Source organism: Clostridium ihumii AP5, assembly GCF_000612845.1.
GTDB lineage: Bacteria > Bacillota > Clostridia > Clostridiales > Clostridiaceae > Clostridium_J > Clostridium_J ihumii.
Genome location: NZ_CCAT010000065.1, coordinates 67493 through 94226 on the forward strand (window position 1 = coordinate 67493; position 26734 = coordinate 94226).

Annotated in this window: 27 protein-coding genes and 1 other annotated feature; of the genes, 5 read left to right on the forward strand and 22 right to left on the reverse strand. The window is 26.2% G+C overall.

What is annotated here, in order from left to right; translation table 11 throughout:
* Positions 1-38 precede the first annotated feature (38 nt).
* The 4 genes from BN346_RS13535 to BN346_RS21735 all read right to left on the reverse strand — a co-directional run bounded on the left by BN346_RS13535 (position 39) and on the right by BN346_RS21735 (position 2289).
* The gene (locus BN346_RS13535; protein ID WP_040329300.1) at positions 39-497 is read right to left on the reverse strand and encodes a hypothetical protein; all 459 of its coding nucleotides are present in this window, start codon (positions 495-497) and stop codon (positions 39-41) included.
* A gap of 366 nt (positions 498-863) precedes the next feature.
* Entirely contained in the window at positions 864-1610 is a 747-nt protein-coding gene (locus BN346_RS13540) for a hypothetical protein (RefSeq protein ID WP_040329301.1), read from the reverse strand.
* Between the two features lie 135 nt (positions 1611-1745).
* Positions 1746-2156, reverse strand: coding sequence for a DUF3139 domain-containing protein (locus tag BN346_RS13545; protein WP_051540419.1), 411 nt, complete (start codon positions 2154-2156; stop codon positions 1746-1748).
* Positions 2149-2289, reverse strand: coding sequence for a hypothetical protein (locus BN346_RS21735; RefSeq protein WP_158644497.1), 141 nt, complete (start codon positions 2287-2289; stop codon positions 2149-2151). The genes BN346_RS13545 and BN346_RS21735 overlap by 8 nt, the downstream gene beginning before the upstream one ends.
* Before the next feature lie 551 nt (positions 2290-2840).
* Here BN346_RS21735 and BN346_RS13550 point away from each other — a divergent pair.
* Complete coding sequence (locus BN346_RS13550) at positions 2841-3383, forward strand: hypothetical protein (protein ID WP_040329302.1); 543 nt, start codon at positions 2841-2843, stop codon at positions 3381-3383.
* Positions 3384-3482: 99 nt separating this feature from the next.
* Here the strand turns inward: BN346_RS13550 and BN346_RS13555 are convergent, their stop codons facing one another.
* Together BN346_RS13555 and BN346_RS13560 are read right to left on the reverse strand one after the other, a co-directional pair.
* Positions 3483-4760, reverse strand: coding sequence for an FAD-dependent oxidoreductase (locus tag BN346_RS13555; protein ID WP_040329303.1), 1278 nt, complete (start codon positions 4758-4760; stop codon positions 3483-3485).
* Positions 4757-5752 carry a sulfide/dihydroorotate dehydrogenase-like FAD/NAD-binding protein gene (locus tag BN346_RS13560; protein WP_040329305.1) on the reverse strand — a complete coding sequence of 332 codons (996 nt, stop codon included), beginning with the start codon at positions 5750-5752 and terminating at the stop codon, positions 4757-4759. The genes BN346_RS13555 and BN346_RS13560 overlap by 4 nt, the downstream gene beginning before the upstream one ends.
* A gap of 239 nt (positions 5753-5991) precedes the next feature.
* Between BN346_RS13560 and BN346_RS13565 the strand changes: the two genes are divergently transcribed.
* A complete protein-coding gene (locus BN346_RS13565) occupies positions 5992-6507 on the forward strand; it encodes a DUF1643 domain-containing protein (RefSeq protein ID WP_051540420.1) in 516 nt (171 codons plus the stop codon).
* Between the two features lie 64 nt (positions 6508-6571).
* Here BN346_RS13565 and BN346_RS13570 read toward each other — a convergent pair whose 3' ends face one another.
* Positions 6572-7684, reverse strand: coding sequence for a D-alanyl-D-alanine carboxypeptidase family protein (locus tag BN346_RS13570; protein ID WP_040329306.1), 1113 nt, complete (start codon positions 7682-7684; stop codon positions 6572-6574).
* 140 nt (positions 7685-7824) lie between these two features.
* Here BN346_RS13570 and BN346_RS13575 point away from each other — a divergent pair, with 140 nt between their 5' ends.
* Together BN346_RS13575 and ytfJ are read left to right on the forward strand one after the other, a co-directional pair.
* Positions 7825-8406 (forward strand): DUF2953 domain-containing protein, encoded by a 582-nt coding sequence (locus BN346_RS13575; RefSeq protein ID WP_040329307.1) that lies wholly within the window; start codon positions 7825-7827, stop codon positions 8404-8406.
* A 1-nt stretch (position 8407) separates the two neighbouring features.
* The gene (gene ytfJ, locus BN346_RS13580) at positions 8408-8884 is read left to right on the forward strand and encodes a GerW family sporulation protein (protein ID WP_040329308.1); all 477 of its coding nucleotides are present in this window, start codon (positions 8408-8410) and stop codon (positions 8882-8884) included.
* Between the two features lie 140 nt (positions 8885-9024).
* Here ytfJ and scpB read toward each other — a convergent pair whose 3' ends face one another.
* The 11 genes from scpB to serS all read right to left on the reverse strand — a co-directional run bounded on the left by scpB (position 9025) and on the right by serS (position 21085).
* Positions 9025-9645, reverse strand: coding sequence for an SMC-Scp complex subunit ScpB (gene scpB / locus BN346_RS13585; protein WP_040329309.1), 621 nt, complete (start codon positions 9643-9645; stop codon positions 9025-9027).
* On the reverse strand, positions 9638-10408 hold the full coding sequence (locus tag BN346_RS13590) for a segregation/condensation protein A (RefSeq protein WP_040329310.1): 771 nt from the start codon (positions 10406-10408) through the stop codon (positions 9638-9640). The genes scpB and BN346_RS13590 overlap by 8 nt, the downstream gene beginning before the upstream one ends.
* Before the next feature lie 195 nt (positions 10409-10603).
* Positions 10604-11800: a D-alanyl-D-alanine carboxypeptidase family protein gene (locus BN346_RS13595; RefSeq protein ID WP_040329311.1), complete on the reverse strand. Its 1197-nt coding sequence runs from the start codon at positions 11798-11800 to the stop codon at positions 10604-10606.
* Positions 11801-12035: 235 nt separating this feature from the next.
* Positions 12036-13340: a pyrimidine-nucleoside phosphorylase gene (locus BN346_RS13600; RefSeq protein ID WP_040329312.1), complete on the reverse strand. Its 1305-nt coding sequence runs from the start codon at positions 13338-13340 to the stop codon at positions 12036-12038.
* Positions 13341-13504: 164 nt separating this feature from the next.
* Entirely contained in the window at positions 13505-14320 is an 816-nt protein-coding gene (locus BN346_RS13605) for a purine-nucleoside phosphorylase (protein WP_040329314.1), read from the reverse strand.
* Between the two features lie 62 nt (positions 14321-14382).
* The gene (locus BN346_RS13610) at positions 14383-15558 is read right to left on the reverse strand and encodes a phosphopentomutase (RefSeq protein WP_040329316.1); all 1176 of its coding nucleotides are present in this window, start codon (positions 15556-15558) and stop codon (positions 14383-14385) included.
* Between the two features lie 301 nt (positions 15559-15859).
* Positions 15860-16735, reverse strand: a complete 876-nt coding sequence (gene xerD / locus BN346_RS13615) for a site-specific tyrosine recombinase XerD (RefSeq protein ID WP_040329318.1) — start codon at positions 16733-16735, stop codon at positions 15860-15862.
* Positions 16736-16952: 217 nt separating this feature from the next.
* Positions 16953-17552: a stage II sporulation protein M gene (spoIIM, locus tag BN346_RS13620; RefSeq protein ID WP_040329320.1), complete on the reverse strand. Its 600-nt coding sequence runs from the start codon at positions 17550-17552 to the stop codon at positions 16953-16955.
* A gap of 183 nt (positions 17553-17735) precedes the next feature.
* Complete coding sequence (locus BN346_RS13625) at positions 17736-18254, reverse strand: NUDIX hydrolase (protein WP_040329321.1); 519 nt, start codon at positions 18252-18254, stop codon at positions 17736-17738.
* Between the two features lie 86 nt (positions 18255-18340).
* Positions 18341-19315 (reverse strand): hypothetical protein, encoded by a 975-nt coding sequence (locus tag BN346_RS13630; protein ID WP_040329322.1) that lies wholly within the window; start codon positions 19313-19315, stop codon positions 18341-18343.
* Between the two features lie 489 nt (positions 19316-19804).
* Positions 19805-21085, reverse strand: coding sequence for a serine--tRNA ligase (serS, locus tag BN346_RS13635; protein WP_040329323.1), 1281 nt, complete (start codon positions 21083-21085; stop codon positions 19805-19807).
* A gap of 71 nt (positions 21086-21156) precedes the next feature.
* Positions 21157-21360: a binding site (T-box leader), on the reverse strand.
* A gap of 177 nt (positions 21361-21537) precedes the next feature.
* Here serS and BN346_RS13640 point away from each other — a divergent pair.
* The gene (locus BN346_RS13640; protein ID WP_040329325.1) at positions 21538-22536 is read left to right on the forward strand and encodes a pyruvate kinase; all 999 of its coding nucleotides are present in this window, start codon (positions 21538-21540) and stop codon (positions 22534-22536) included.
* A gap of 55 nt (positions 22537-22591) precedes the next feature.
* Here the strand turns inward: BN346_RS13640 and rpiA are convergent, their stop codons facing one another.
* From rpiA to spo0A, 4 genes are all read right to left on the reverse strand, one after another.
* Positions 22592-23269, reverse strand: coding sequence for a ribose-5-phosphate isomerase RpiA (rpiA, locus tag BN346_RS13645; RefSeq protein ID WP_040329326.1), 678 nt, complete (start codon positions 23267-23269; stop codon positions 22592-22594).
* A gap of 250 nt (positions 23270-23519) precedes the next feature.
* The gene (locus BN346_RS13650; protein WP_040329327.1) at positions 23520-23807 is read right to left on the reverse strand and encodes a hypothetical protein; all 288 of its coding nucleotides are present in this window, start codon (positions 23805-23807) and stop codon (positions 23520-23522) included.
* 531 nt (positions 23808-24338) lie between these two features.
* Positions 24339-25193, reverse strand: coding sequence for a GNAT family N-acetyltransferase (locus BN346_RS13655; protein WP_040329328.1), 855 nt, complete (start codon positions 25191-25193; stop codon positions 24339-24341).
* A 552-nt stretch (positions 25194-25745) separates the two neighbouring features.
* The gene (spo0A, locus tag BN346_RS13660; protein WP_040329330.1) at positions 25746-26561 is read right to left on the reverse strand and encodes a sporulation transcription factor Spo0A; all 816 of its coding nucleotides are present in this window, start codon (positions 26559-26561) and stop codon (positions 25746-25748) included.
* Positions 26562-26734 lie beyond the last annotated feature (173 nt).

Genomic DNA, 26734 nt, shown 5'->3' on the forward strand with positions numbered 1-26734 from the left:
TATTTAATGTATTATTCTAGATTTTATAATTTTCTCTATTAATATCCTATTCCTTGAACAATCCACTTTGCTTTATTTTTGTTATTAGATCTTATTAATGTTATATATGGACCAACAACTTCATCAATGTCATTACTTATACCATATATGTTATAAAAAAGTATATCTTTGTCTGTATACTTTTTTAAACTATCATTATATCTTTTTATTTCATATATATTTGATTCTAAAGTTTCTTTATCCATTTTAGTTCTTTTAGTAAAAAATACATATAATTTACCTTTTTCATTAAACGTATCTACATCACAAGCCATATTTCTAGCAGTAACTTTTTTATATAATTCATAGTTTTTTGTATTATAACTGTTGAAGTATAATCTTATAGAATATTGTGGCATAAAAGGCATATAAAATGGAAGAACAAAAACTAACACTATAACTATTAACAACGCTAAAATCAATAATTTAACTTTTTTATTTTTATTTAATATATTCATATTTGGTACATTTTATATAAAATTACAGGTTTCTTTGTTGAAGATGTATTAATGAATATTTTCCCTAGGTATATAACTTTATTAAGTATACTATCAGTATTTTTAATACTGCTTGTATTATTACCTATTTCTGTAATGTTGTCACATTATCTTTCAAATAAATTATTTAAGAAATAAGCAAACTCACTTAGGTTTGCTTATTTTTTTATTTATTATTTTTATGTTTATTTTTTAACTGATATATCTAAGAATTATCAAGACGAAATTACATACTTATATGAAAAGAATCTATTAAATGATTGTATTGATTCTAATAATAAAAATAAAAGGTAACTCCTAAGAACTATCTTTTAAGCTAATATGAAATTATTTTATTAATTTTACCTTTCCATGAATACATATAGCATCTTCTGGTATTCCTGATATATGTCCTGTTTCATCTAATTTATATTCCTTGCCGTCTATTATAATTTCAGAATTTTCATTATATCCATATTCAAAAAAATTTCTTTCCAAATAAGCACCTCTAAGATTTTTTAATTCCTCTTTAGTATATAACCATCCACTCTCATCAAAATATAAGTTTTCACTACAGCCATTAAAAGATATTTCCTTATTACATTCTGCTCCTAATTTTTCAAGCCTAATTTTCCTATCTAATGGATTAGGATAAAATGTTCTAAGTAGCATAAGCTTTTTATCAATTGGATACTCTCCTGCTAAAAGCTCAATAAATTGCTCTGTTCTTCCTATATCATCTAATTCTTGATTTGAAAAAATTTCTGAATCATCAATTCCAATAACTTGCATAAGCTTAGTAAGTTTATAATCCTTTATTGTGAATTCTGCATCTCCGCTAAAAAAGGTTTTTGCTTTATAATTAACCCCCTCTTTAATATTCAGTACATTATTTTTAAATTTTAATTCTGTTAATCCCCCTTTGAAGAATGAAGCAACACTTCTACCTATAAAATTTTTATTTTTAATATTATTCTTAGTTTGAATATGATTATTTGTATTTATATTATTTATCTTTCCTTTAGGTCTTATATTTTTATTATTGTTTGTATCAATTAAACTTCTTAAAAAACTTGGTATGGTTAGATTTGTCATATTAATGCCCCTATGTAAATTCATTCCACATTATACATATCGTAGTAAATAGTGATTGCTTCAAATAATTTATTACAAAAAATAAAAGGCAACTACTGAGAGTTACCTTGTTTAGCTAATGCGACTTAATATATATTAATCTTTTAATGGTGGGTATTTTAAATTTTTTTCCTCATATTCGCTTAAAAAATTTCCACCCCAGGTTTTTTCTTTTATCCACTGAGCATTCATTTTAGAAGCCGAAAAACCAATGTTACCCTTATAATAATCATACTTATAATAGATTTCTGGGTCTTCATCTCTAATTGAAATCATATAATTATACCCGCCAATTTTCCAATCTTTACCAAAATCTTCAACTACAATGTCATTCCTAGATATTCCTTGATTATCTATATAATCAAAAATAGCTTTTTTAGCAATATACCTTCTTGTACAAATCCATATTATAATTGAAATTAAAATTAAAATTGAAATTGTTATGAATGTTATTATTTTCTTTCTTTTATACTTTAATTGATTATACCATTTTATAATACTATGCATATATTACCTCCAAATCAGGTACATACCCTTTATTAAAGCAATAAATTAATCCATATGTCGATACAATACTAGTTATATCTTTCATTACTAGTATATCACCAGTTCCAAACTTTTCCTCCTTTAAATATACCATAAATTGCGAAACACTTAACTTCGGTTGAATGCTTACAAATGTATACGAATATACATTTATTTATTTGCATATAATTAAAAAATATTATTATGAGGTGTTTTATGAATAAAGTAAAATCTAACATATTTTTTATTTTAATTACATTACTGTTTTGGTACATTTTATATAAAATCACGGGATTCTTTGTTGAAGACGTACTAATGAATATTTTCCCTGGATATATAACTCTATTGAGTATAATATCAGTATTTTTAATACTGCTTGTATTATTACCTATTTCTATAATGTTGTCACATTATCTTTCAAATAAATTATTTAAAAAATAAGCAAACTCACTTAAGTTTGCTTATTTTTTAAGTTATCAATAAATCTTTTATAATTTTTCATTGCTTTATATTTTACAAACTTCTAAAAACTTATTTTATATAAATTACACTATCTATTTATGTCATATAATTACTTAAATACATTTGAAATCTTATAATATTAAATATATACTTTCTAATGACATTCTACTTAAATAATATTAAATTTGGGAGGAATCTAATTAAATGATAAATAATATTTATTCTAATTACAATTTTAATTATAGTTTTAAATTTAGTTTTTCCAATAATATCGTATATAAAAGTAGTAATACTATAAACCCTTATAAAACTGAGAATAGAATTAATTTTTCAAATGATGTTCAACCTAAAAATTATCAAGACGAAATCACATACTTATATGAAAAGAATCTATTAAATGATTGTATTGATTCTAATGATAAATTTAATATAAAGAAAATAGCTAACAAATGTGGATTAAACTTTGAGGATTGTAGTACTGATGATTTAGATAGTTTTATTTCTGGATTAGTTTCTAATAAATTATGTACCTTTGATGAATCTCTTCCACTTCGTACATCTGTATCAAACATTATAACATATCATAAATATAGTCAAAATGAAATGTGTAGTCCTAATAGAGATGTTATGAATGTAATTAATATTAATCTTAAATCTTTTTTAAAGTCTCAAATAAGTAACTTTGTTTTATGGGGATGTTCTGACCTTGTTAAAGAATATGAAGATATGCTTAAAATGATTTCTTAATCTTAAAACTTATATAAATACTTTATATGAATTTGTTAAGTTTATTACTCCACATTATATTAAATAAAAAGCTGCCTTAATTAAAGCAGCTCTTTATTTCTATATTAGTTTTTGATTAAATATATCATCCAAATTAACTTTTTTTACTCTATTATAAATTTCTTCACTATCAATTGAATAAAGTCCTGTTTCTTCCATTCGTTTAAAATATTCTGCACCTGCAAATGTGTATCTATTTCTTCTACCTTCTTTAGTTTTAACTTTTTCATTTGCATAGGCAATTAAATCCCCTATAGCAATAGTTCTTGGAAGTATTAAAAGTGGCATTCCAAGATAACTTCTTACAGCATTATGACCTGCAAGACTACCAGTGCATATTGCCTCGGTATGACCTACAAATAGTCCACTCTTCTCTCCACCACAGAATAGGTTGGATATTCCATCAACTTTCATATCATCACCACGTGGAGCAACTGATAGATATCTTATGGAGTTTCCTTTTCCACCAGCATACGGATCTACAAACTTAGCATCTTCAAGTCCTTTAATTTTTCTTAATTTCTCTAATGGATAGTATGAAGTCATAAGTTTTGCATGTCCTGTATCTAAAAGAATTATATTTTCTGCAAATTCTTTTAGTGCATATTGCTGACATACTTTTTGTTTTAATTTATCTAAATTTACATCTTCTTTAGGAACTGTTAGCACTACAACTCCAGTTTCATCTAGTTGTTTTACAATTTCATAAGATAATGTTTCTTTTGCAAGTTTGCATGAACCACTAAATGCTCCAAATACATCTTCATCTCTTTCACCTTTAATATCTTCAACACCTGCTCTATAACTTACACTAATCCTTGGACCAAAAGATGGGCATCTTAATATACACATTGAACATCCATTACCATATCTTAAGCAGTTACCCATAGGTCCTGTTGAACCAGTTGTTTCAACAAATACATCACCACTTATAAAACTTCCATCACTTATATATACACCTGTTATTTTATCTTCACTTTTTTCTACATCTACAACTCTTGTAATTAATCTTACATCTATACCTAAGCTTTTAACATATCTTCTAACATCAGGTTCTATTTTGTTAACATCATAAAGCCAGGCATGTTTATGACCTGGAAAATCTATATTTTTGTGTCTAGTATTTCTATCTGTTATATTGATTAAATCACCAGCACCTAGTGCTAGTAATTCTTCAGCAGCAGTATACCTTCCATTATTTCTCATTATACCGCCAACATTGCCTAGACCTAATAATAAATCAGTTTTTTCAATTAATGTTACATCTGCTCCAGCTTTTTTTGCAGTTATAGCAGAAGCTACACCAGACCATCCACCACCAATTACGACAACCCTCACAGATTTCTCCTCCCTTCCAAAATGTATTTAGGATCAGCTTGTAGTTTACAAAGTCTTCTTAATTTGTCATCATTGTTTGTTATAGTACAGCATCCACAAACGCCTTCTCCACAACACATTTTTTCATTATTGCAACAAGAAAATTTTATATCTTTATTGTGAGCTTCTACTATTCTCATAACTTGATAATTTAAAATATCTGCAGCATCACAATGAACAATGGCAAAATCATGTTCCATTAATACATGTTCTAAACTTTTTTTAAACTTTCCGCTTAATAAACCACCATCTATAATAGTTTTACATTCTATTACTTCATCTGCATATTTATCTAATTCCTCTTTTATAAATATATTTTCAAAAGGAGCCTTATCTATCATAACTATAAGTTTATTATTATTGTGTTTTAATTTCTCCATAACTGGTAATAATGGTGCCTGACCAATTCCACGAGCTATAAGTAAACATATTTTATTTTTACACTCCATAATTGGATTAAGTCCCAATATTCCATTCCAAAAAGGACCTTTTACTAAAAGTGATTCATTTTCATTTATTTTGCCTAACTCTTTTGTTTTCAGTCCTTTTATTTCTATTGCAAAAGTTAATGTATCATTTATAGGGTCATTTTCCATAACAGATACTGGTGTGTTATAAGTGCTCTCAGTATCTTCCTTTCTTAAGAAAACAAAACTTCCAGGATTAACAAGTTCACTAACTAATTTTTCACTAGCAGATATTTTTAAAATTAATAATTTATCATCTATTATTTTCTTTGATACAACGTTACACTTTTGATATTTTCTGCCTGGTTTGCTTTCAAAATTATTTGTAACAAATTCATGGTATATACAAACCCCATTCCAATTGCAACAGTCACAAAAATCCTTACCATCCAAATGTGAACAAAGAATACAATTTCCTGATTCAGCTAAATGGCAAGGACAAAATTCACTACCGCAGTCTATGCAAGTATAAGGTTCATAACTCATACGGTAAACCTCCTGTAATACTCTACTATTAGAATATTTACAATAGAAGTATTTTGTTACATTTTATACCTTAAATAATAATTTATATTTTCTATCTTCAAATTAACAAACTTTTAAGAGATTTTTCTATAAGTGTTATACTAATTTACTATGATAATTTACTTTAATAAAAGAATATACAATAATTTAAATTTGATAAAATCACATAATAAATTATAATTTAATTAGGGGTGATAATTATGAAAATTAAAAAATCTATTATTTGTAATGAAGCTATTTTTTCTGATAATGAAAAATATAGGTATAAGTTAACTAAAATTTGGGATGAACATAAAAAGAAAGCTATAATTATAATGGTAAATCCAAGTAAGGCTAGTGAATTAAAGAGTGATAGAACTGTGACTAACGTAACTAATTTCTTAGTAGACCATGACTATGGTGGATTAATTATTTTAAATCTTTTCGCATACATGTCTTCTTATACCACTGAGCTTTCAAAACGTGAAAATCAGTATGAATTGAAAAATATAGATTATATAATCGGATCATTAAAAGAATGTAATACAGTTATAATTGCTTGGGGAAGCGATAATAAAAAATATATTACTGAAAAAAGAAAATTAGAAAAAATTCTCGTTCAATATAATGAGATAAATTTAAAATGCTTTAAAGATGATCACGGCAAAAAAAATAGACATCCTCGTGATTTAACTGATAAATGGGTTTTAGATGACTATACTTTTAATTTTATTTAATAAAGACAAATTAAACAAAATCCAATGTCATTTTATAAACTAATGACATTGGATTAAATTCTGTCTATTTCTTAAATATTTTATCTTTTATTACTTTAAATAATGGGTTTTTGTTTACTTCATTTTCTGATAATAGTTCCTCATATAGTATTTTTCCTTTTTCATCACTTATTTTTACACTACCTATTTTTTTGTTTTTTTCTACAGGCGCTTTTAAATTTGTTGGTGCATCAACTTCTATGTTTAGTTTTTCATTTTCTTTTACAGGTAGTACTATGTCTTTTTGACATACTAGCTTTAACTCTTCTTTTCCATTTTCCACTTGAAGATTTTTTAATGTTTCTCCTTGTGATATTACTTTTTTATAGTCATAATTTTTTTCTACATATTCATATATTTTGCGTGTTTCTTCCCATCTTGGTGTACAGTTTAATGTGACTATTATTATGTCTCCCTCTCCCATATTAACTGAAGATACTAAACATTTTCCTGCTCCACCTGTATATCCTGTTTTTACACCATTAGCATTAGGCATTTGATATAAAAGTTTATTTATATTTTGATAGTCTCTTGTAAAACCATATTTATCTTTTGAAATTGTTTTTGATGAAACTATTTCATGAAATTTAGGATTTTCTTTAGCCTTTTTTGTGGCTAATGCTAAATCATATGCTGTGGAATAATGATTTTGACTATCTAGTCCATGAGGTGATTCAAAATGTGAATCTAAAATTCCAATGGTTAATGCATATTCATTCATCAATTTGCAAAATCCCTCTACAGAACCACCAATTCCTTCTGCTATTGCTATGGCTGCATCATTCCCTGATTTAAACATAAGTCCATATAAGAGTTCATGTAGCTTAATTTTCTCTCCAGCCTTATATCCTACAGTAGAACCTCTAACCGATGCTGAATTTTTAGATATTGTAAATTCATCATCTAAATTACCACAATTTAATGCAACTAATGCAGTTACTATTTTTGTTGTGCTGGCCATAGGTACAATAGAATACCCATTTTGTTCAAATAGCACTCTACCACTTATACTATCTATCGCAATTGCACTTACTGCATCTACCCTTAAATCTTTAGCATAAGCAACTTTTGTAAAATTTATGGACATCATCATTGATATCATAAAAATAGATATAATTCTTATGTATTTTTTCTTCATTTAAATTCACCTCTAAATACTTTTTTATAATTGATTATTCTTCTTCAAAATGACAATAATTATTTTATAAAGATAAAAAATTTATGAATATTTTACTTTAATATGGTTAGTCTTATTACTAATAAGATTGGAGGAGTATAATGAAAATTTTTTTATTAATCTTACTAGTTACCATACTGATATTATTTTGTCCTATTCCTCTAAAAATAAAACTAAATTATATAAATAAAAAATTAGAAATTTACATATATAAAAAGAAGTTGAATTTAGATAAATTAAATCAAAAGAAAGAATTAAATAAAGAAAAACTTGAACATAAATCTACATCTAAAGATGAAAAAGTGAGTAAAAAACTTTTTTCTAATATAGATGTTAAATCATTTATTAAAAATCTTATAAATAACAGATTTAAAATAAACCTTAGATTTAATTGCAATTTAAATTACTCTTTTCCCGATGCTGCATTTACCGCTATTGCATTTGGTTATAGTCATCAACTTTTTGTTTTAATTTATGGTCTTTTAAAATTATTTTTTAATGTTAATGATTTTAAATATGATGTAAATTACGAGTTTAATAAAAATTACATTAATGTGGAAATAGAGGGTATATTTTTTATAAGTTTTGCAAAGATTATCTATATATGTTATTTAGCAATAAAAAGCACTAAAACTGATAAAAAACAAGTAACAAATTTACATACCGTTAAGGAGGATATTTAAAATGAATGGACATCCAATAGAAAATTTAATGAGAAGTACTATGGAAAATATTAAAGATATGGTTGATGTAAACACTATAATAGGCGACCCTGTAACTTCATATGATGGAACAGTTATAATCCCTGTTTCTAAAGTATCTTTTGGTTTTGGTTCTGGGGGTTCTGAGTTTGAATCTAAAAATTCAAAAGATTCTTTAACTCATCCTTTTGGAGGGGGTTCTGGTGCTGGTATAAGTATAAAACCAGTAAGTTTTTTAATTGTTAAAGGTGAATCTGTTAGATTATTGTCTGTTGAACACACAGATAACTATGACAAACTTATCGAAAGTGTACCACAATTTTTTGATATGATAAAAGATTTCTTTAATAAAGATGAAAAAGAATCTAAGCCTTCTTCTCACTCTCATGAAAGTGAATGTTGTTGTGCCGACAAAATAGAACCTGAGTATAAAAGTACAGAAGAGGATTTAGATATTTAATTTATAAATCTACTTTCTTATAATTTTATTAAAACTTAAGGGAAGTCATGTGACTTCCCTTATTTTATATATAATATTCAACTAAATTACTCTAAAAATTTAATAAATAACTTCATTTTCATTCTGTATTCATGTATAAACTAATTAGTAATATTATTCTCTACTTCTTTCTCAATATTTTCATTTGGAGCATCTTCTTCTATATTAAAACTTTCTAAGTCAGGTAATTCTTCAATATTTCCAAAATCAAAATATTTTAAGAATACATCAGTTGTTGAATAAAGATTTGGTCTACCTACTACTTCTTTTTTTCCACTTTCTTTTATTAAGTTCTTATCTAAAAGTGTGTAGATTGCTCTATCACTCTTAACACCTCTTATTTCCTCTATTTCAACTCTCGTTATAGGTTGTCTATATGCTATTATAGCTAGTGTTTCTAATGCAGCCTGTGATAATGACTGTCTTACATTAGTTTTTAATAGTTTTTCCATGTATTTTGAATTTCTTGGCTTAGTAACAAATTGATATTCCTTATTATTCTTTATTATCTTAAGTCCTCTGCTTTCATCTTCTTTGTAAAGCTTTATCATATCTTTCATTATGCTTTCAGTGAAATCAATAGAACATTCTATTATTGATGCTATTGTGTTTATACTCACAGGATCTCCCGTTACATATAATAATGATTCAATGATTGAATAATATATTTTTTTTCGTGAAACTTCTTCTATTTCTATTTGTTCTCTATACTCATTACTCATTATCTAAATCTTCCCCTTCAGTTTCATCTATTTTTTCTATGTATATATCCGAAAAACTTTTTTCTTGAGTAACCTTTACAGTTTTTATTTTTATTAATTCTAAAAGTGCTAAAAATGTAACTATTACCTCTCCCTTAGAATTATATTTCTTTATAAGTTTAGTAAAATGAATTTTAGGATAACTTCTCATTAATGTGGTAAGCTCTGTCATTTTATCTTCTATCTTAAAAGTTTCTATTTTTATTTTATCTTCAAAGAAAGTTTCACTTTCATTCATCTTATTTAAAAAATTATTTAATAGCTCATTATATAAATTATATAAATCTAGCATTGTTACATTTTTTAAAATGTCTTTAATATTTTCTTTTTTAGGAGTTCTTTCTTCTATAATTTCTGGTTTTTTACTAAAAACAGCACCTGTTTCTAACTGACGTTCACCTAAAAATGAAGCTACAAGTTTATATTTTTTATATTGAATTAATTTTTCAATAAGTTCTTTTGCTGCATCTTCTTCATTTGGTTCTTCTACCTTAGGTTTAGGTAATAATAGTTTTGACTTAATTTCTATTAATGTTGCAGCTATAACTATAAATTCTGATGTTATATCAAGATCCATCTCTTTCATTTCTTTTAAATAATCTAAATATTTATTTGTAATTTCTAATATCTTTATATCATAAATGCTCATCTCATTTTTCTTTATTAAATGAAGTAATAAATCAAAAGGACCTTCAAAATTTGTTATTTTTATATTTAATGACATAACAAGCTCCCTCTAGTTTTGGTAATTCAAAATTAATTTTAATTCTAGCATGTACACATTTTTTACATACATTTTATTATATCATAGTAAAGTCCTTTAGTGAACTGTAGGGTTTAACTCAAAAGTTATATTTTTATTATATTTATTTATAATGAAAAACTACCTTGGAAAATATTTTTCAAGGTAGTTTTTTGTTTATTCAAATATATTGCTTATGTTATCTTTTAAATTTCTAAAGAAGTGAGATTGTTTTATTTCTCTATCTGTGTATAGTTGAACTTTACCAATTAGTGTATCTCCTAAATAGTATTCACATTCTCCTACTACATCGCCTTCTTTATAATGTTTTTTGTCCATATCTAACACTATTTTTTTGCTTATTTCATTTTGTGAATTTTTTTCTACAGTTAAGTTAAATTCTTCAACAGATTTTGCTATAAAGAATTTATCACCTTTTTTATTTAAAGGAATTGTTTCTACTTCTTCATCTTTTCCTACTATTTTTTTGCTTTCAAATCTTGCAAATCCATAATTCATTAATTTACTTGCTTCTGCATTTCTTATTTTATAGGTAGGTGATCCCATAACTACTGCAAGCATTCTTACATCATTTCTCTTTGCAGTTGCTGATATACAGTATTTTGCTTCCTCTGTGTATCCTGTTTTTAGACCATCACAGCCTTCATAAAATCTTACAAGTTTATTATGATTTACAAGTTCAATTGGTGTTTTACGTCCTTCACTTATAGTTTCCATATATATTGAAGAATATTTTAGAATGTTAGGATGTTTTAAAAGTTCTAGGGACATTGTAGCAATATCTCTTGCTGTACTTAAATGTCCTTCTATTGGAAGACCAGTACAATTTTTAAAGGTTGTATTTTTCATTCCAAGTTCCTGTGCTCTTTTATTCATCATTTCCACAAAAGCTTCTTCAGTTCCACCAAGATGTTCGGCCATAGCGACTGCTGCATCATTTCCAGATGCTACTGCTATTCCTTTTAAAATGTCCTCTACACTTCTAACTTCGCCTTCATCTAGTATCATACTGCTTCCGCCCATACTTTTAACTTTTGCACTACAAACAATTTTATCATCTAATTTTAAATCTCCATTATCTATAGCTTCCATAGTGAGTAACATTGTCATTACTTTTGTTACAGATGCTGGAGCAAATTTTTCATCAGGATTTTTTTCATATATTACTTTTCCTGTAGATGGTTCTATAAGTAGTGCTGATCTTGCATCAACTTCCATTGGTTGTGATGTAGTTGCTTCTTGTTTCTTTTGTTCTTTTCCATCTTCTAATGCACTGACGCTAACTGGAATTGTTATTTGAAATAATAGCAATAAGCTTAAAAGTAAACTTATAATCTTTCCTCTTTGCTTCATTTTTCTCCTCCTTAAAGATTAACTATTTAAGCTTATTTTTACCTAAAAAGAAAAATTTATTTATAATATTATCAATTAATTTATTAATGCAATGTATATATATTAAACTGTATTTTTTTATATAATATTTCATAAATTTAAGTAAGTGTCATACTATTATTTTTATATTTAAAAATTTAAAATTTCTATAAAAAAATGAAAGCTACATGTTTTATAGCTTTCATTCATATTTAAATTATTTTATTATGTCATGCACTAATGGTATGTTGTTTTCATAGTTTTCTACTATAACGTAATTTTCTATTACTCCTCTTGTAGCTTTTTCTATATTGCTTTCATTATTAGAGTGAATATATGCTAAAACATCTCCTTTTTTAACTTTATCTCCTCTTTTCTTATTTAAAACAATACCTACTGCTAAATCTATTTCTGATTCTTTAGTCGCTCTTCCTGCACCAAGCTCCATAGCTACAATTCCCATTTTATCAGAGTGTATTTTCTTAACTACACCCTCTTCACTAGCTTTAACTTCTACTACATATTTAGCTTTTGGAAGTTTAGTTGTATCATCTATAACTGAAGTATCTCCACCTTGAGCTTCTACAAATTCTTTTAATTTTTCTAAAGCTGAACCATTTTCTATAACTTCTTCTAACATTTTTCTTGCTTCTTCTTCAGTTGAAGCTTTCTCTGCTAAAATTAGCATTTGACTTCCTAATGTTAAACATAATTCTTCTAGATCTTTTGGTCCATTTCCTTTTAAAGTTTCTATTGCTTCTTCAACTTCTAAGGCATTTCCTATTGCAAATCCTAAAGGTTGATCCATATCAGATAAAACTGCTATAGTATTTCTATTAACACTTCTACCTATTTTAACCATTTCGTTTCCAAGCTCACGAGCATTTTCAACTGTTTTCATAAATGCTCCATCACCAACTTTAACATCTAAAACTATTGCATCAGCACCTGATGCTATCTTTTTACTCATTATACTAGAAGCTATTAATGATACGTTATCTACTGTCGCAGTTACATCTCTAAGTGCATATATTTTCTTATCTGCTGGCACTAAATGAGCTGTTTGTCCTGCTACAGCTATTTTATGTGTATTAACATTATCTATAAACTTTTCTTCACTCATTGCTACTGAGAAGTTTTCAAAAGTTTCTAATTTATCTATAGTTCCACCTGTATGTCCAAGACCTCTTCCTGACATTTTTGCAACTGGTACTCCTACTGCTGCTACCATTGGTGTTAATATTAAAGTAGTTGTATCACCTACTCCACCTGTGCTATGCTTATCAACTTTTATTCCTTCTATTTTACTTAAATCTATTACATCACCAGAATTAACCATAGCCATAGTTAAGTCTGCTGTTTCTCTCTCATTCATTTTTTTAAAGTATATAGCCATTAATAATGCTGACATTTGATAATCTGGTATACTTCCATTAGTATAGTTTTCTATTATAAAGTTAATTTCTTCTGTAGTTAACTCTTCTCCATTACGTTTTTTTAATATTAAATCATACATTCTCATAAAGCATTTCCTCCAACTGCTAACTATTTTGATTTTAAAATAGCTTTAAATTTTTTATATTAAAATTTAAAAGAAACTGATTTACAGTTTCATTTATAACTTAAACTTAATTTTATAAGGTTCTAAGTTTAAAAAGTCAACTTAGAACCTTGATTTTAAATATATTATATAGTTTCTATTATATTTTCAACTAAAGCTGTAAAGTCTTTCTTAACTTTAGCTGATGTTTCCATAACTTCTTCATGATTTAATGGCTGATCTAATATACCTGCTGCCATGTTAGTTATGCAAGATATTCCTATTACTTTCATTCCACAGTGTCTAGCTGCTATAACTTCTGGAACTGTTGACATACCAACTGCATCTGCTCCTAAAAGTCTTGCTAGTTTTACTTCTGCTGGTGTTTCATATGTTGGACCTGAGAACATCATATATACACCTTCTTGTAATTTTAAGCCAAGTTTTTCACCTATATTTTTAACAACTTTTGCATATTCTCTGTTATATGCTTCTGACATATCTGGGAATCTTGGTCCTATTTCTTCATCATTTTTACCTATTAGTGGATTATCTCCGCTAAAGTTTATATGATCTTTTATTATCATTAAATCTCCTGGTTTAAATGAAGTATTAGCTCCACCTGCTGCATTTGTAACCATTAGTGTTTCAACACCTAAGTTTTTCATAACATATATAGGTAATGCTAATGTTTGAATATCATATCCTTCGTAAAAATGGAATCTTCCTTGCATCATTATTACGTTTTTACCTTTTAATTTTCCAATTACAAATTGTCCTTTATGTCCTTGAACTGTTGACACTGGAAAGTTTGGTATTTCACTATATTTTATTACTGTTTTTTCTTCTATTGTGTCTGCCATATCTCCAAGTCCAGAACCTAATATTACTCCTATTTCTGGTTTGAAGTTTAATTTGCTTTCTATATAACTAACACTTTCTCTTATTTTGTTCATTTCCATACTATTGTTGCCTCCTAAAACAGTTTTATGTTTTAAATATTATTAATTTTTATTGTTACCTATTATTTTATTATTTCTTTTAAAAAACTTTCTCCATTTAATTCATTGCTCACATTCAATAAATCTAATACAGTTTTTCCTATATCACAAAAGCTTTTTCTTATTCCTAAGTTAACATTGTTTTTTAAATTTTTTCCATATACAAGTATTGGAGTGTACTCTCTTGTGTGATCAGTTCCAGGTGTTGTTGGGTCACATCCATGGTCTGCTGTTAATATTAAAATATCTTCATCACCCATAGCTTCCATAATTTCTGGTAATTTTTTATCAAACTCCATTAATGCTTCAGCATATCCTTCTACATTATTTCTGTGTCCAAATTTCATATCAAAATCAACTAAGTTAGTAAATATTAAACCTTCTTTATCAGTTTTCATATATTCTAAAGTTTTCTCAACACCATCCATATTATCTTTTGTATGAACTGCATCTGTAATACCTTTTTTATTAAATATATCTTCTATTTTTCCTACAGCCATTACAGCTTTATTATCTTCTTTTATATACTCAAGCATTGTTTTTTCAAATGGATCTATTGCATAATCACGTCTATTAGAAGTTCTTTTAAAATCTCCTTTTTCAGAACCTAAAAATGGTCTTGCAATAACTCTTCCTACCATTTTATCTCCAACAAGCATATCTCTTGCAATTTGACACATTTCATAAAGTTTATCTAATGGTATAACCTCTTCATGCGCAGCTATTTGGAATACACTGTCTGCTGAAGTATATACTATTGGGTAACCAGTTTTTTGATGTTCTTCACCTAGTTCATCAATAATAACTGTACCTGATGCTACCTTATTTCCTAAAACTTTTCTACCTATTTTGCTTTCAAATTCTTCTATAATATTTTTAGGAAATCCATCTGGGTATGTTTTTAAAGGCTTTTCTAAAACAATTCCTCCAATTTCCCAGTGACCAGTAACTGTATCTTTTCCTTTTGATTTTTCCATTGCTTTTCCGTAACATCCTAAAGCATTTTCAACTGGTTTTACATTATGTATATCTATAATATTACCTAAGCCTAACTTTTCCATATTAGGTAACTGAATTTTTTCTACTTTTTTAGAAATGTTAGCAAGTGTATTGCTACCTACATCTCCATATTCTTTAGCGTCTGGAAGTTCACCTACTCCAACACTATCTAAAACAACAAGTGTTACTTTTTTTGTCATCATTCATATCTCCTTTCTAAAATGGTTATCAAAATTTATATTAATTTATCCTTAAACTAAAACTAATATGATTACCTATATTTTTAACATTTTGTAAAACGGGTAAAATTATCTTAACATTTTAGTTTAATAATGTACAAATTTGAAAAGTTATATATTTTTAATTTTTCTTAAAATATATTTAATATACCCTTATTTTAATACAAATAATAACCAAATTGAACAGTACATTATTTTAAAAATATCTAATAATGTTTGTGTTTTTAAAATAACACCAGTATCTGTCCTATTTAATAGTATATTAAGCTCTTGGATGAGCCTTTTTATATACTTCTTCTAGTTTATTTTGCCTTGAAATAAATGAATATATTTGTGTGGCCGTCATACTATTATGTCCTAGCAATTCCTGAACAGATTTTATATCTGCACCATTTTGAAGTAAATGTACTGCAAAAGAATGTCTTAATGTATTTGCATTTACATGTTTATTTATGCTTGCATCCTCTGCATATTTTTTTATTATTTTCCAAAATCCTTGTCTAGTCATCTTTTGACCTTTACTATTTAAAAATATATAATCTAATTTATTTATATTTAATTCATCTCTAACTTCTAAATATTTTTTTAAATATTTAACTGCTATCCTACCAAGTGGTATTATTCTTTCTTCATCATGTTTTTCTTTAACTCTTATATATGAAAGTTCTAAATTTTTATCATACATAGTTAAATTTAAAAGTTCACTTACTTTTGTTCCTGTAGCATACATTATCTCGAGCATTGCTTTATCTCTAAGCCCTTTATAATCATCATCTGGTGCTTCTAATAACCTTTCAACTTCTTCTATAGTTAAAATTTCTGGAATTTCTTTTTTATTTCTAGGCAAATCATATGCTAAAGTAGGATCTTCATCTACAAATTTATTTATAACAAGATATTTATAAAAGTTTCTTATTGAAACAATATTTCTGATTATTGAAGTGTTAGCTTTTCCTTCTTTTCTTAGTTTTTCAACATACAATATTATTGCATCCGTGTTAATAGATTCTAAACTTTCTTCGCTCTCTTCTAAATAGGAAATAAAATTAGATATATCCCTAACATAAGCTTCAATAGTATTATATGATAAATTTTTATTTTGCATTTGTTCTACATATAGTTTTAGTAACTTATTCATAATAATACCTCTAATTAAAAATTTTTTAAAAAGTTTAAATTTATAAATGTAATTATATAACAACATATCCTGCTTATCAAGATTTTTGCTCATTATTTAAATATTATTGTACATTTTTTTATTAAAATTTCATTAAATTTGCTTTACAAAATAAATTAGTTGTATATAACAAATAATTCTTTGAAAATATAGAAACTTGTCTATATTTTCAATTCTTTTATTTCAAAATAACTTTTATTAAAAATGGACTAAGAAAAGATTCAAAAATTGCTCCTAAAATTATTATTCCAGTAAATACAATCATATTTCCTATATATTTTTTTATACTTAAATCACAAACAGTTCCTTTTCTTTTTATGCGATTTATAGAATATTTCATAGCTATTGCTGATGCTGCTGTTATACATGATATATATATTATATTTTGTGGAATCATTGCAAATATTGCTAATCTAATGCCTTTTTCAGCTACTTTAGAAATAAAAAAACTAAATGAAAAGCCTATAGTAAACCCCTTAATTATATTTATAATTAAAATTATTGGAATTCCTACTACTGTTATACCTAAAAATAAATAAGCTAATAAAAACATCATATTATTTTTTAATGCCTCAAAGAATACAGAAGCATTTCTTATTTCACCACTAGATCCCTTAAGTACCGTATCTATATATTTAGCAATACTTTCATTTTCATTTGCGCTTAAATATTTAACACAATATATCCCCATAATTACACCAATAGCAATAAATATAGCACTTAATAAATAAAATATTTTATTATCATCTAAACTTTTTGATATACCTTTGTTAATCATGATATCCTCCTTTTATCACGGACTACTTGTCCTAAAAATTTAACTGCTTTTTATAATTAGTTAAATAATCATTTTATAAGTCTTATCTATAGTTATGATATAATGTTTAATTCTATGAATATTTTATTTATTTAGCTATAGAAAAATGGAAGTAAATTTCAAAATCTACTTCCATTTAAATCTTTAGATTAAAGCCATGGCTGCAACAGTTTTTCCATCTATTATTTCGCCATTTCTAATTCTTGTTTTAACTTCATTTAGTTTAACTTCTTCTAATTCTATAAATTCATCTTCATCAAAATTTAATTTACCTTCATATAATTCAGTAGCTTTAAATATATGAATTATTTCATTGCAAAATCCTACGCTTGTAGCTATTTTCCCTAAGAACTCTAGTTTTTTTGCTTTATATCCAGTTTCTTCTTCTAGTTCTCTTATAGCAGCCTCTTTAGGATTTTCATTTAGTTCTAGTTTTCCAGCAGGTATCTCTGTTAAAATTTCATTTAACGCTTTTCTAAACTGTTTAACTAAAATTATAGTATTTTCATCTTTAAATGCTACTATAGCAACTGCTCCTACATGATCTACAATTTCTCTTTTACTTACTTTTCCATTAGGTAATTTCACATCTTCTACCCTAACTTTTATAACTTTACCATCATATATACACTTACTATTTAAAGTTTCTTCATAAAATTCCATAAAAACACCCCTTATTAGCAATAATTAAATTTTTATATTATATATTTAAAGTTTTTACAAATGTTTAAGTTAATATTCTAAAATACTTAATCTAAACATCTACAATAATTAGGTACTTTTCCCTCATTCATAAGAACTTTTAAGTTTTGTTTTTCCCATTTAGAATAAAGCATTTCTAAGTATTCAGTACATAACTTTTTATCAGCTTCTATTGTTACATTGCTCATATCTATATCTTTCATGTCTCTTCTCTTATCTCTTAACTTCTTCATAGCAATTTTTAATGCACTATCTTTAACTAAAGCTTCTCCTTCATCACCAGTTATGTCATAATTCTTTATACCATCAATTTCTATGTTGTTTTCTAAACAAAATCTTATGTATTTCATACATTCTAATTTAATGTTAGGATTTTTATATAACCATACGTTAATTCTATTTAACATACCTAATCTGATTTGTTGTAATTGATAAAAACTATACTCACTGGCAATTTCTTCTTCATTTAAAACAAGATATAAAGATGTTTTGTTTTCTAAAGACTTTATTACTTCTAATGCCTTTTCTGCACTTATTTTAGGATTAGAATACTTAGATATATCTAAATTGTTTATAATTCCATAACATATTAACGCCATTTGAGTATGACTTAATTCTGCATTTTTTAAAGGTTCTATATTTAATCCCATTTCAATTGCATTTCTTATTACTGACATTTGAAAGTGATTATACTCTACATTAGCATACGCCTTTACATCTATTCCTTTTTTTATTCCTTTATATAACTCTTCTACCTGTTCAAATTTAAATCCATCATTAACATATTCTGAAAGATTTATGTTTTCTTTTAAACCTTCTAACATCAATTTCATCATTTTAGGTTCTAAAGTTGGATCTGCAATTGCTGAAGCACTAACTCTACTCATAAGAGCTTCCTTTAATATATTTATTTGTTCTTCGTAGAAATACTTGTTGCTAATTAAAACTTCTAAAACGCCTTCCAAACTACTAGAGAACTCTAAAGAACTCTCTGTTTTATCAAATAGTTTCATATCTTCCATACTTAATAATTCCCCTCCACGTAAATTATTTATATATATTCTTATATTTATGTGTTTTTAAAAATCTATATGAAAAAAGTATACCTAAAAAGAATATAAAAACATTCTGCCTAAAGGTACACCTCTCTTCAAAACATTATATTGTGCAAAATTAATCTTAATAAATTTACAATTTATAATAATAATTATAACATTATTAATTCTTCAATATGATTATACTACTATATTAAAATTTCTTTCAACCATAAATTAGTAATTACTTTACATATTAAGTTGTTTCATTCTTATAATATAATTCGTTGTTCATCTATACTACTTTAACAAAAAATATACTTCAATATTCAAATTAAATTTTCAATTTAAAACAAAGTATGTATCCACCTAGTTTCTTATATAAAATTAATTTTTACATTCTAATTATATTTTCTATAGAGAAATTTCCATTGCATATAAAAAAGGCTATAAATTTTTATAGCCTTTTTATTGAAATTATTTAATTATAGTTTTTCCACCCATATATGGTTGTAATGCAACTGGTATATTCACTGTACCATCTTCATTTAAGTTATTTTCTAAGAATGCAATTAACATTCTTGGTGGTGCAACAACTGTGTTATTTAATGTATGTGCAAAATATTTATTTCCATCGTCTCCATTAACACGAATTTTTAAACGACGAGCTTGTGCATCTCCTAAGTTAGAACAACTTCCAACTTCAAAATATTTCTTTTGTCTTGGAGACCATGCTTCTACGTCTATAGATTTAACTTTTAAGTCAGCTAAATCTCCTGAACAACATTCTAATGTTCTAACTGGAATATCTAAAGAACGGAATAATTCTACTGTGTATTGCCATAATTTTTCAAACCATTCTTTACTTTCTTCTGGCTTACATACAACTATCATTTCTTGTTTTTCAAATTGGTGAATTCTATATACTCCTCTTTCTTCTATACCATGAGCACCTTTTTCTTTTCTAAAACATGGAGAATAAGATGTAAATGTTTGTGGTAAAGATTTTTCTGGAACTATTGTATCTATAAATTTACCAATCATAGAGTGTTCGCTTGTTCCAATTAAATATAAATCTTCATCTTGAATTTTATACATCATCGCTTCCATTTCATCAAAGCTCATTACTCCAGTAACAACTTCACTTCTAATCATGAAAGGTGGAATACAATAAGTAAATCCTTTATCAATCATGAAATCTCTAGCATAAGAAATTACAGCTGAATGAAGTCTTGCAATATCTCCCATGAAATAGTAGAAACCATTTCCAGCAACTTTTCTAGCAGCATCTAAATCAATACCATTAAATTTGTCCATTATTTCAGTATGATATGGTACTTCAAATTCTGGAACTACAGGTTCTCCAAAACGCTCTACTTCTACATTTTCGCTATCATCTTTTCCAATTGGAACACTAGGATCAATAATATTTGGTATTACCATCATTATTTTTTTAATTTTCTCTTCTAATTCTGCTTCTTTAACTTCTAAAGCTGCAAGACGTTCTGCACTTTCTGCAACTTTTCTCTTAACTTCTTCTGCTTCTTCTTTTTTTCCGTCTTTTAATAAACCACCTATTTGTTTTGAAAGTTTATTTCTATTAGCTCTTAATGCTTCTGCTTCTGTTTTAGCATCTCTATTTTCAACATCTAAAGCAATTACTTCATCAACTAATTCTAACTTCTTAAGTTGAAATTTATTTTTAATATTCTCTTTAACAATCTCTGGATTTTCTCTTACAAATTTTAAATCTAACATTTTTGCTCCTCCTATAAGTAAAAAACTTTAATTTATTTTTATATAACAAAAAAATCCTTCACTCCCTCTATATATGGGACGAAAGATTCCGTGTTGCCACCCAAATTGCCAACTTAAATAAAGTTGACCACTCAAATAGTAATATAAAGGTTACCAACCTCTCAATTCATCATTGACAGCTCCGAAAGTGGAAAGATTTAACCTTTCACCGATTTGCACCATCCATCGGCTCTCTAAAGAAATTTATAAATCGTAGCTTTCATCTTTGCTGATTCTCATATTTTTTATTAATTATAACTCTTTTATAATTAAATTTCAAGAATAAATAAAAAAATTATTATAATAATTTTTTAAATTTAAATTTATCGCCATAATTTGTATTTTAATGAATTAAATAGTAATATTGAATATAAATAAATAAACATATAAATCTTGTGTTAGGAGTGAATTTTATGGATTATTATGGAACTATAGGACCTTCTTGCGAAGATACTAAAATTCTAGAAAAATTATTTAGAGCAGGAATGACCGGTATTAGAATAAATCTTTCTCATAAAACTATAGATGACTGTGAATGTTATATTAAAAATATTAAAGAGGCTTCTAAAAATTGTGGTATTAAAGAAAAAATTCTTATTGATATTCAAGGACCTGAATTAAGAATTGGAGATTTAAGTAAACCTTTAGAACTTAAAAGTCAAGATTACATACACTTAGGTACTAATGGTATACCTGTTCCAAAAGTTATATTCTCATATTTAAAAGAAAACCAAGAAATTCTTTTAGATGATTCTCTAATATTACTACAAGTAATTTCTTTCAGTAATAATTCTGCTAAATGTAAAATTCTTAGAGGCGGTGTTTTAGATTCAAGAAAAAGCATTGCATTATGTGGTGTAGATATAGATAATGAAACTCTTACATCAGAAGACTATGATAGCATATCTAAAATCAACCAATATGGTATCACAGGAATAATGCTTCCCTTTGTAAGAAACAGACATGATTTAATTACATTAAAATCAGCTCTAAAAGATGCTACTGCTAACCAAACTACAATACATGCTAAAATTGAAAATCAAGATGGAATAAATAATTTAGAAAGCTTTTTAGACTTAACAGATGAAGTCATAATTGCAAGAGGTGATCTTGGAAACTCCCTTGGACTATACTCATTATTAAAAGCTCAAAAAAACATTTCTAACCTTTGTAATAAACATAATAAAAATTTTATGGTTGTAACTCAACTACTACACTCAATGATAAATTCTCCAGTTCCAACAAGAGCTGAAATATCAGATATATTCAACGCAACTTTAGATGGAGCATCATCACTTATGCTCACTGGGGAAACTGCCATAGGTAAATATCCTATTGAAGCCATGACTTACTTAGTAAATACATCTAAAGAAGCACTTAAATATAAACATGAGCTACTGTACAATAACTAGAAATTAGTTAAGAGCAGTAGCTCTTTTCTATTTTACTTATAATTTATAAATAATATCAATTTAAAATTTTATTTTCAATAACTTTTACTTCGTTATTAGTTCCAACTATAATAAAATTACACATATTAATAAATAATCCTATTTCTAAAACTCCAGGTATTCTGCTAATTTTACTATAAATATCACTAATATTTATAGGCTTTCCTATATGCAAATCAACAATATAATTTCCATTATCAGTTATAAAAATTTTATTTTCTCTCATTCTTATTATAGGCTTTAAAGAGTAATTTTCTAACTTTTTAATTGTATGTTTATAGCCATATGGCAATATTTCAACTGGTAGTGGAAATTCACCAATATTCTCAACAAGCTTGCTATCATCCATAATCCATATCACTTTTTTAGCCAAATTAGCAACAATTTTTTCTCTGAACAATGCACCCCCACCACCTTTAATAGCATTAAATTCTCTATCAATTTCATCTACCCCATCTATTGCTAAATCAATTTTATCTACTTCATCTATTAAAACTAATGGAATTTTTAACTCTTCTGCCAAAATTTCTGTACTTTTTGAAGTTGCAACTGCTTTTAATTTCATGCCTTTTTTAACTAATTCTCCAACTTTATTAATCATATAATATGCTGTTGAACCAGTTCCTAACCCTAATATCATCCCATCCTTTATATACTCTACTGCCTTTTCTCCAGCAATTTTTTTCTTATTCATCATATCCTCCTAAATAATCTGAATTTCACCTTAAATTCTCTACATGTACTATTTATAATAAATTGTTAATTCAAATTCTTAATTCTTTATTCTATTATCATTTTTACATTTTTAATTATTTCAATAATTTTTTTGATCCAAATAATACTAGACTTTACATAAATATTATTTTTTAAAACAATTAATAATTTATCCTATAAAATATATAAGCTACTAAGTTTAAATTTTACTCAGTAGCTTTTGTATATTACTATTTAACATTTAGTGTCCAAACTTTTTTACATATCGCACCTTGACTATCATGTCTAATCTCTGGTTTTTTTATATTACATTCATCTAATTGTTTATACTCTAAACTAACCATTCTTTTTAATTGAACCCATTCGTCTGTATCCAAATTAATTAAATCGTAATCATCATTTCCATTACTCTCAATAGTTACAAAATAATTATTTTTTCCTTCTCTAACATTAATACACTCATAATACTTAGGCTTACAAGAATTACTGCCCCAAACCATAACATCTTTAACCAACATATTTATCCCTCCATATAACATTAGTAATTATACCATTCTACATAACTTTCAATATTCCTTTAATAAAAACTTCTAACTTTCTTAGTATTCTTCAACACTCCATTTTTTATTTATATTATATAGATAATACATTTTTTTACTCTACCATAAAATGCTATAACCTACATTCATCAAACTTTATTTTAAATGCTAAATTTATTTTTTCACATAATAAAAAGCCTATAAATTTTATAGACTTCTTCTCTAAAAAATATATAATTTATTAATCTTAATTTTTATGCTAAAATTACTATAAATTCACTATTAGTTGGCTGTGTGATTTCTGTTCATAATACCAGAAATTTGCCGCCGACTTCCTTCAGATTCCACCTCACCATGGACAGCCTTGTCTTAAGCTATACACCTACCACTACTAGGTCATATTAGAGACTTTCCCCCTTGAGATTATGCACATGCTTGGCACACTAAAAAAATTAGAAATATATTTCTATACTTCTAGTTCACATAGTACTAACATTGTTCTTTAAATACTTAGTCAATTCTATAATCATAGTTATCTTCTATAATCTTATATCCTATTTTACTATAAACTCCATTTGATATTGGATTTTTCTTATCTACGAAAAGGCTACAGAATTTATTTCCTCTACCTAAATATTCTTTACTTAAGTTATATACTACAGCTAATCCATAACCTTTTCCTCTAGCTTCTTTACTTGAGTAGACTAAACTTACTGACACTCCATTGATAAGCTGTCTAGTAGATGCTGCCATAGCCATAGGCTTATGTTTCTCATCTTCAAAAATATAAATGTTTCTATTTTCAATTTTTGAATTCAATTTATCTTTAAACTCTTCATAACAAGTTTCTTCACATAAAGCTTCTTTTGTAAACTTTATATACCACTCTATTAATATATCCTTATCATTCCAATTAGCTACTCTAAAAAATCCTTTAGGTAAATTTATATCTTTATTAAGTTCAGTTATCTCCATAATATCCATAGCTAAATATTCTTTAAATGTATATCCTGTTTCATTTTTATAGTGTTCTATGAATTCATCACAGACTGTTTTGTTAGCATTAATACCCTTTAGAGCTACAGGTTCCTTTATAAGGTAATCTGCTAAATATTTAACCGCTACCAATTCATCCTTAACTAAATTATATATTAGAAGATTATATGGGATTACATTAGCAAATATAAGCTTTATATTACCTTGTTCGTCTTGTACTCTTCCAAATAATAATTCCTTATTAATTTCTTTTCCTTTATTAATAAAACTATTATAAAGTATTAATTGAGTTACTGATTCATTTTCTAAAAGTATCTTTTGATTTTCATCTAAAAATTCTTGTACTGTTTTGTAAATCTTTATTTCCATTATGGTACCTCCATCATTTTATGATTTGTATAATTTTCAATATAATACGATTATTCAATACTTTTAGTATTAATATTATACTATATTTTACAATGATTCAAATAAATTCATTCCAAGTTGTTTGAGCCAAGTAAAAGTTGGCAATTTATCTTTTAAATAATATGACTTTATAATTGCTTTGCAATGCACATTTTAGGGCACAATAATTCTATATTCTTTTTATTAATTTCATTTTGAGTTTTAATAATAAAATTTTAATTTATATAAAAAAGTAAAATATATAAAAATTGTTATAAATTTGTAGCTAATTAATCATATTCAATATTTCATATTTATTTTTCATTATAATAAAAAAACCCCTAATGCTATTTTTTACATCAAAGGTTTTTTTCAAACTTTTTATGAAGTTTATTATTTTAAGATTATGTTTATTGATTTTATAATACTTATATCGATAATAAATTTTCCTTGTTTTCATACTATTCAAAACAAAATTAGAGCATTTCGACAAAAGTATACCTTTTCACGCTAATTTCCTTAATAATTCTTTAATTAGCTTACTCTATTTCTTAATCTTAATTTGTCTGCTACCATTGCTATAAATTCTGAGTTAGTAGGTTTGCCTTTATCATTGTGTACTGTATAGCCAAATAGTTTGTTTATTGTATCAACTTGTCCTCTTGACCATGCCACTTCAATAGCATGTCTTATAGCTCTTTCAACTCTTGAAGCTGTAGTGTTATATTTTTTTGCAATTGTTGGATATAATTCTTTAGTAACTGCTGATAAATAGTCTATATCATTTACTACTAATGTAATTGCTTCTCTTAAATACATATAACCTTTTATATGAGCTGGCACGCCTATTTCATGAATAATATTTGTAATTTCTGTTTCTAGGTTTATTGGGCCACTTTCTAATGTTTTAGATACTGCTGGCACTTCTGATGCTACAATTGTTTTTACATTTTCATCTGTATTGATTGTATTATTGAACATTTGTCTTATACGTTTTGTAAATACATCCATATCAAATGGTTTTACAACATAATAAGTTGCTCCTAATGTTATTGCTCTTTGTGTTATTTTGTCTTGTCCAACTGCAGATAAAACTATAACTTGTGGCATTGGATCTAAACTCATGCTGTTTAATTTTTCTAAAACTCCTAATCCATCTAAATGTGGCATTATTATATCTAAAACTACTAAATCAGGTTTCTTTTCTTCAATAAGTTTTAACGCTTCTAGCCCATCCTTTGCTATAGCTACAACATTTATATCCTTTTGACTTAATAAATAGTCATTAAGAATATTACAAAATTCCTTATTATCATCTGCTATAAGTACACTTATACTATTTTGTTCCATATTGTTATACTCCCCTTTTCTCACTTATTACCATTTTCTAACATTTTATAGTTTCGACAAAAGTGTTTCAAATCCTTTTTTTTAACTAAAAAAAATAAAAATTTTATTTTTAAATTAAAAATAATAGAATGCATAAGAACCCTCTCTTATACATTCTATTATTTTTTACTGAA

Bases quoted from the DNA above. Each gene is read 5' to 3' on its own strand.
- BN346_RS13535 (WP_040329300.1), bottom strand. From the start codon at position 497: ATGAATATATTAAATAAAAATAAAAAAGTTAAATTATTGATTTTAGCG.
- scpB (WP_040329309.1), bottom strand. From the start codon at position 9,645: ATGAGTAATGAGTATAGAGAACAAATAGAAATAGAAGAAGTTTCACGA.
- BN346_RS13610 (WP_040329316.1), bottom strand. From the start codon at position 15,558: ATGACAAAAAAAGTAACACTTGTTGTTTTAGATAGTGTTGGAGTAGGT.
- BN346_RS13650 (WP_040329327.1), bottom strand. From the start codon at position 23,807: ATGTTGGTTAAAGATGTTATGGTTTGGGGCAGTAATTCTTGTAAGCCT.
- BN346_RS13590 (WP_040329310.1), bottom strand. From the start codon at position 10,408: ATGTCATTAAATATAAAAATAACAAATTTTGAAGGTCCTTTTGATTTA.
- BN346_RS21735 (WP_158644497.1), bottom strand. From the start codon at position 2,289: ATGGTATATTTAAAGGAGGAAAAGTTTGGAACTGGTGATATACTAGTA.
- BN346_RS13655 (WP_040329328.1), bottom strand. From the start codon at position 25,193: ATGGAAATAAAGATTTACAAAACAGTACAAGAATTTTTAGATGAAAAT.
- BN346_RS13605 (WP_040329314.1), bottom strand. From the start codon at position 14,320: ATGGAAATGAACAAAATAAGAGAAAGTGTTAGTTATATAGAAAGCAAA.
- BN346_RS13595 (WP_040329311.1), bottom strand. From the start codon at position 11,800: ATGAAGCAAAGAGGAAAGATTATAAGTTTACTTTTAAGCTTATTGCTA.
- BN346_RS13630 (WP_040329322.1), bottom strand. From the start codon at position 19,315: ATGGAAGATATGAAACTATTTGATAAAACAGAGAGTTCTTTAGAGTTC.
- xerD (WP_040329318.1), bottom strand. From the start codon at position 16,735: ATGAATAAGTTACTAAAACTATATGTAGAACAAATGCAAAATAAAAAT.
- BN346_RS13640 (WP_040329325.1), top strand. From the start codon at position 21,538: ATGGATTATTATGGAACTATAGGACCTTCTTGCGAAGATACTAAAATT.
- BN346_RS13625 (WP_040329321.1), bottom strand. From the start codon at position 18,254: ATGGAATTTTATGAAGAAACTTTAAATAGTAAGTGTATATATGATGGT.
- rpiA (WP_040329326.1), bottom strand. From the start codon at position 23,269: ATGAATAAGAAAAAAATTGCTGGAGAAAAGGCAGTAGAGTATATAAAG.
- ytfJ (WP_040329308.1), top strand. From the start codon at position 8,408: ATGAATGGACATCCAATAGAAAATTTAATGAGAAGTACTATGGAAAAT.
- BN346_RS13545 (WP_051540419.1), bottom strand. From the start codon at position 2,156: ATGCATAGTATTATAAAATGGTATAATCAATTAAAGTATAAAAGAAAG.
- BN346_RS13540 (WP_040329301.1), bottom strand. From the start codon at position 1,610: ATGACAAATCTAACCATACCAAGTTTTTTAAGAAGTTTAATTGATACA.
- spo0A (WP_040329330.1), bottom strand. From the start codon at position 26,561: ATGGAACAAAATAGTATAAGTGTACTTATAGCAGATGATAATAAGGAA.
- BN346_RS13550 (WP_040329302.1), top strand. From the start codon at position 2,841: ATGATAAATAATATTTATTCTAATTACAATTTTAATTATAGTTTTAAA.
- BN346_RS13560 (WP_040329305.1), bottom strand. From the start codon at position 5,752: ATGAGTTATGAACCTTATACTTGCATAGACTGCGGTAGTGAATTTTGT.
- spoIIM (WP_040329320.1), bottom strand. From the start codon at position 17,552: ATGATTAACAAAGGTATATCAAAAAGTTTAGATGATAATAAAATATTT.
- BN346_RS13600 (WP_040329312.1), bottom strand. From the start codon at position 13,340: ATGAGAATGTATGATTTAATATTAAAAAAACGTAATGGAGAAGAGTTA.
- BN346_RS13570 (WP_040329306.1), bottom strand. From the start codon at position 7,684: ATGAAGAAAAAATACATAAGAATTATATCTATTTTTATGATATCAATG.
- serS (WP_040329323.1), bottom strand. From the start codon at position 21,085: ATGTTAGATTTAAAATTTGTAAGAGAAAATCCAGAGATTGTTAAAGAG.
- BN346_RS13565 (WP_051540420.1), top strand. From the start codon at position 5,992: ATGAAAATTAAAAAATCTATTATTTGTAATGAAGCTATTTTTTCTGAT.
- BN346_RS13575 (WP_040329307.1), top strand. From the start codon at position 7,825: ATGAAAATTTTTTTATTAATCTTACTAGTTACCATACTGATATTATTT.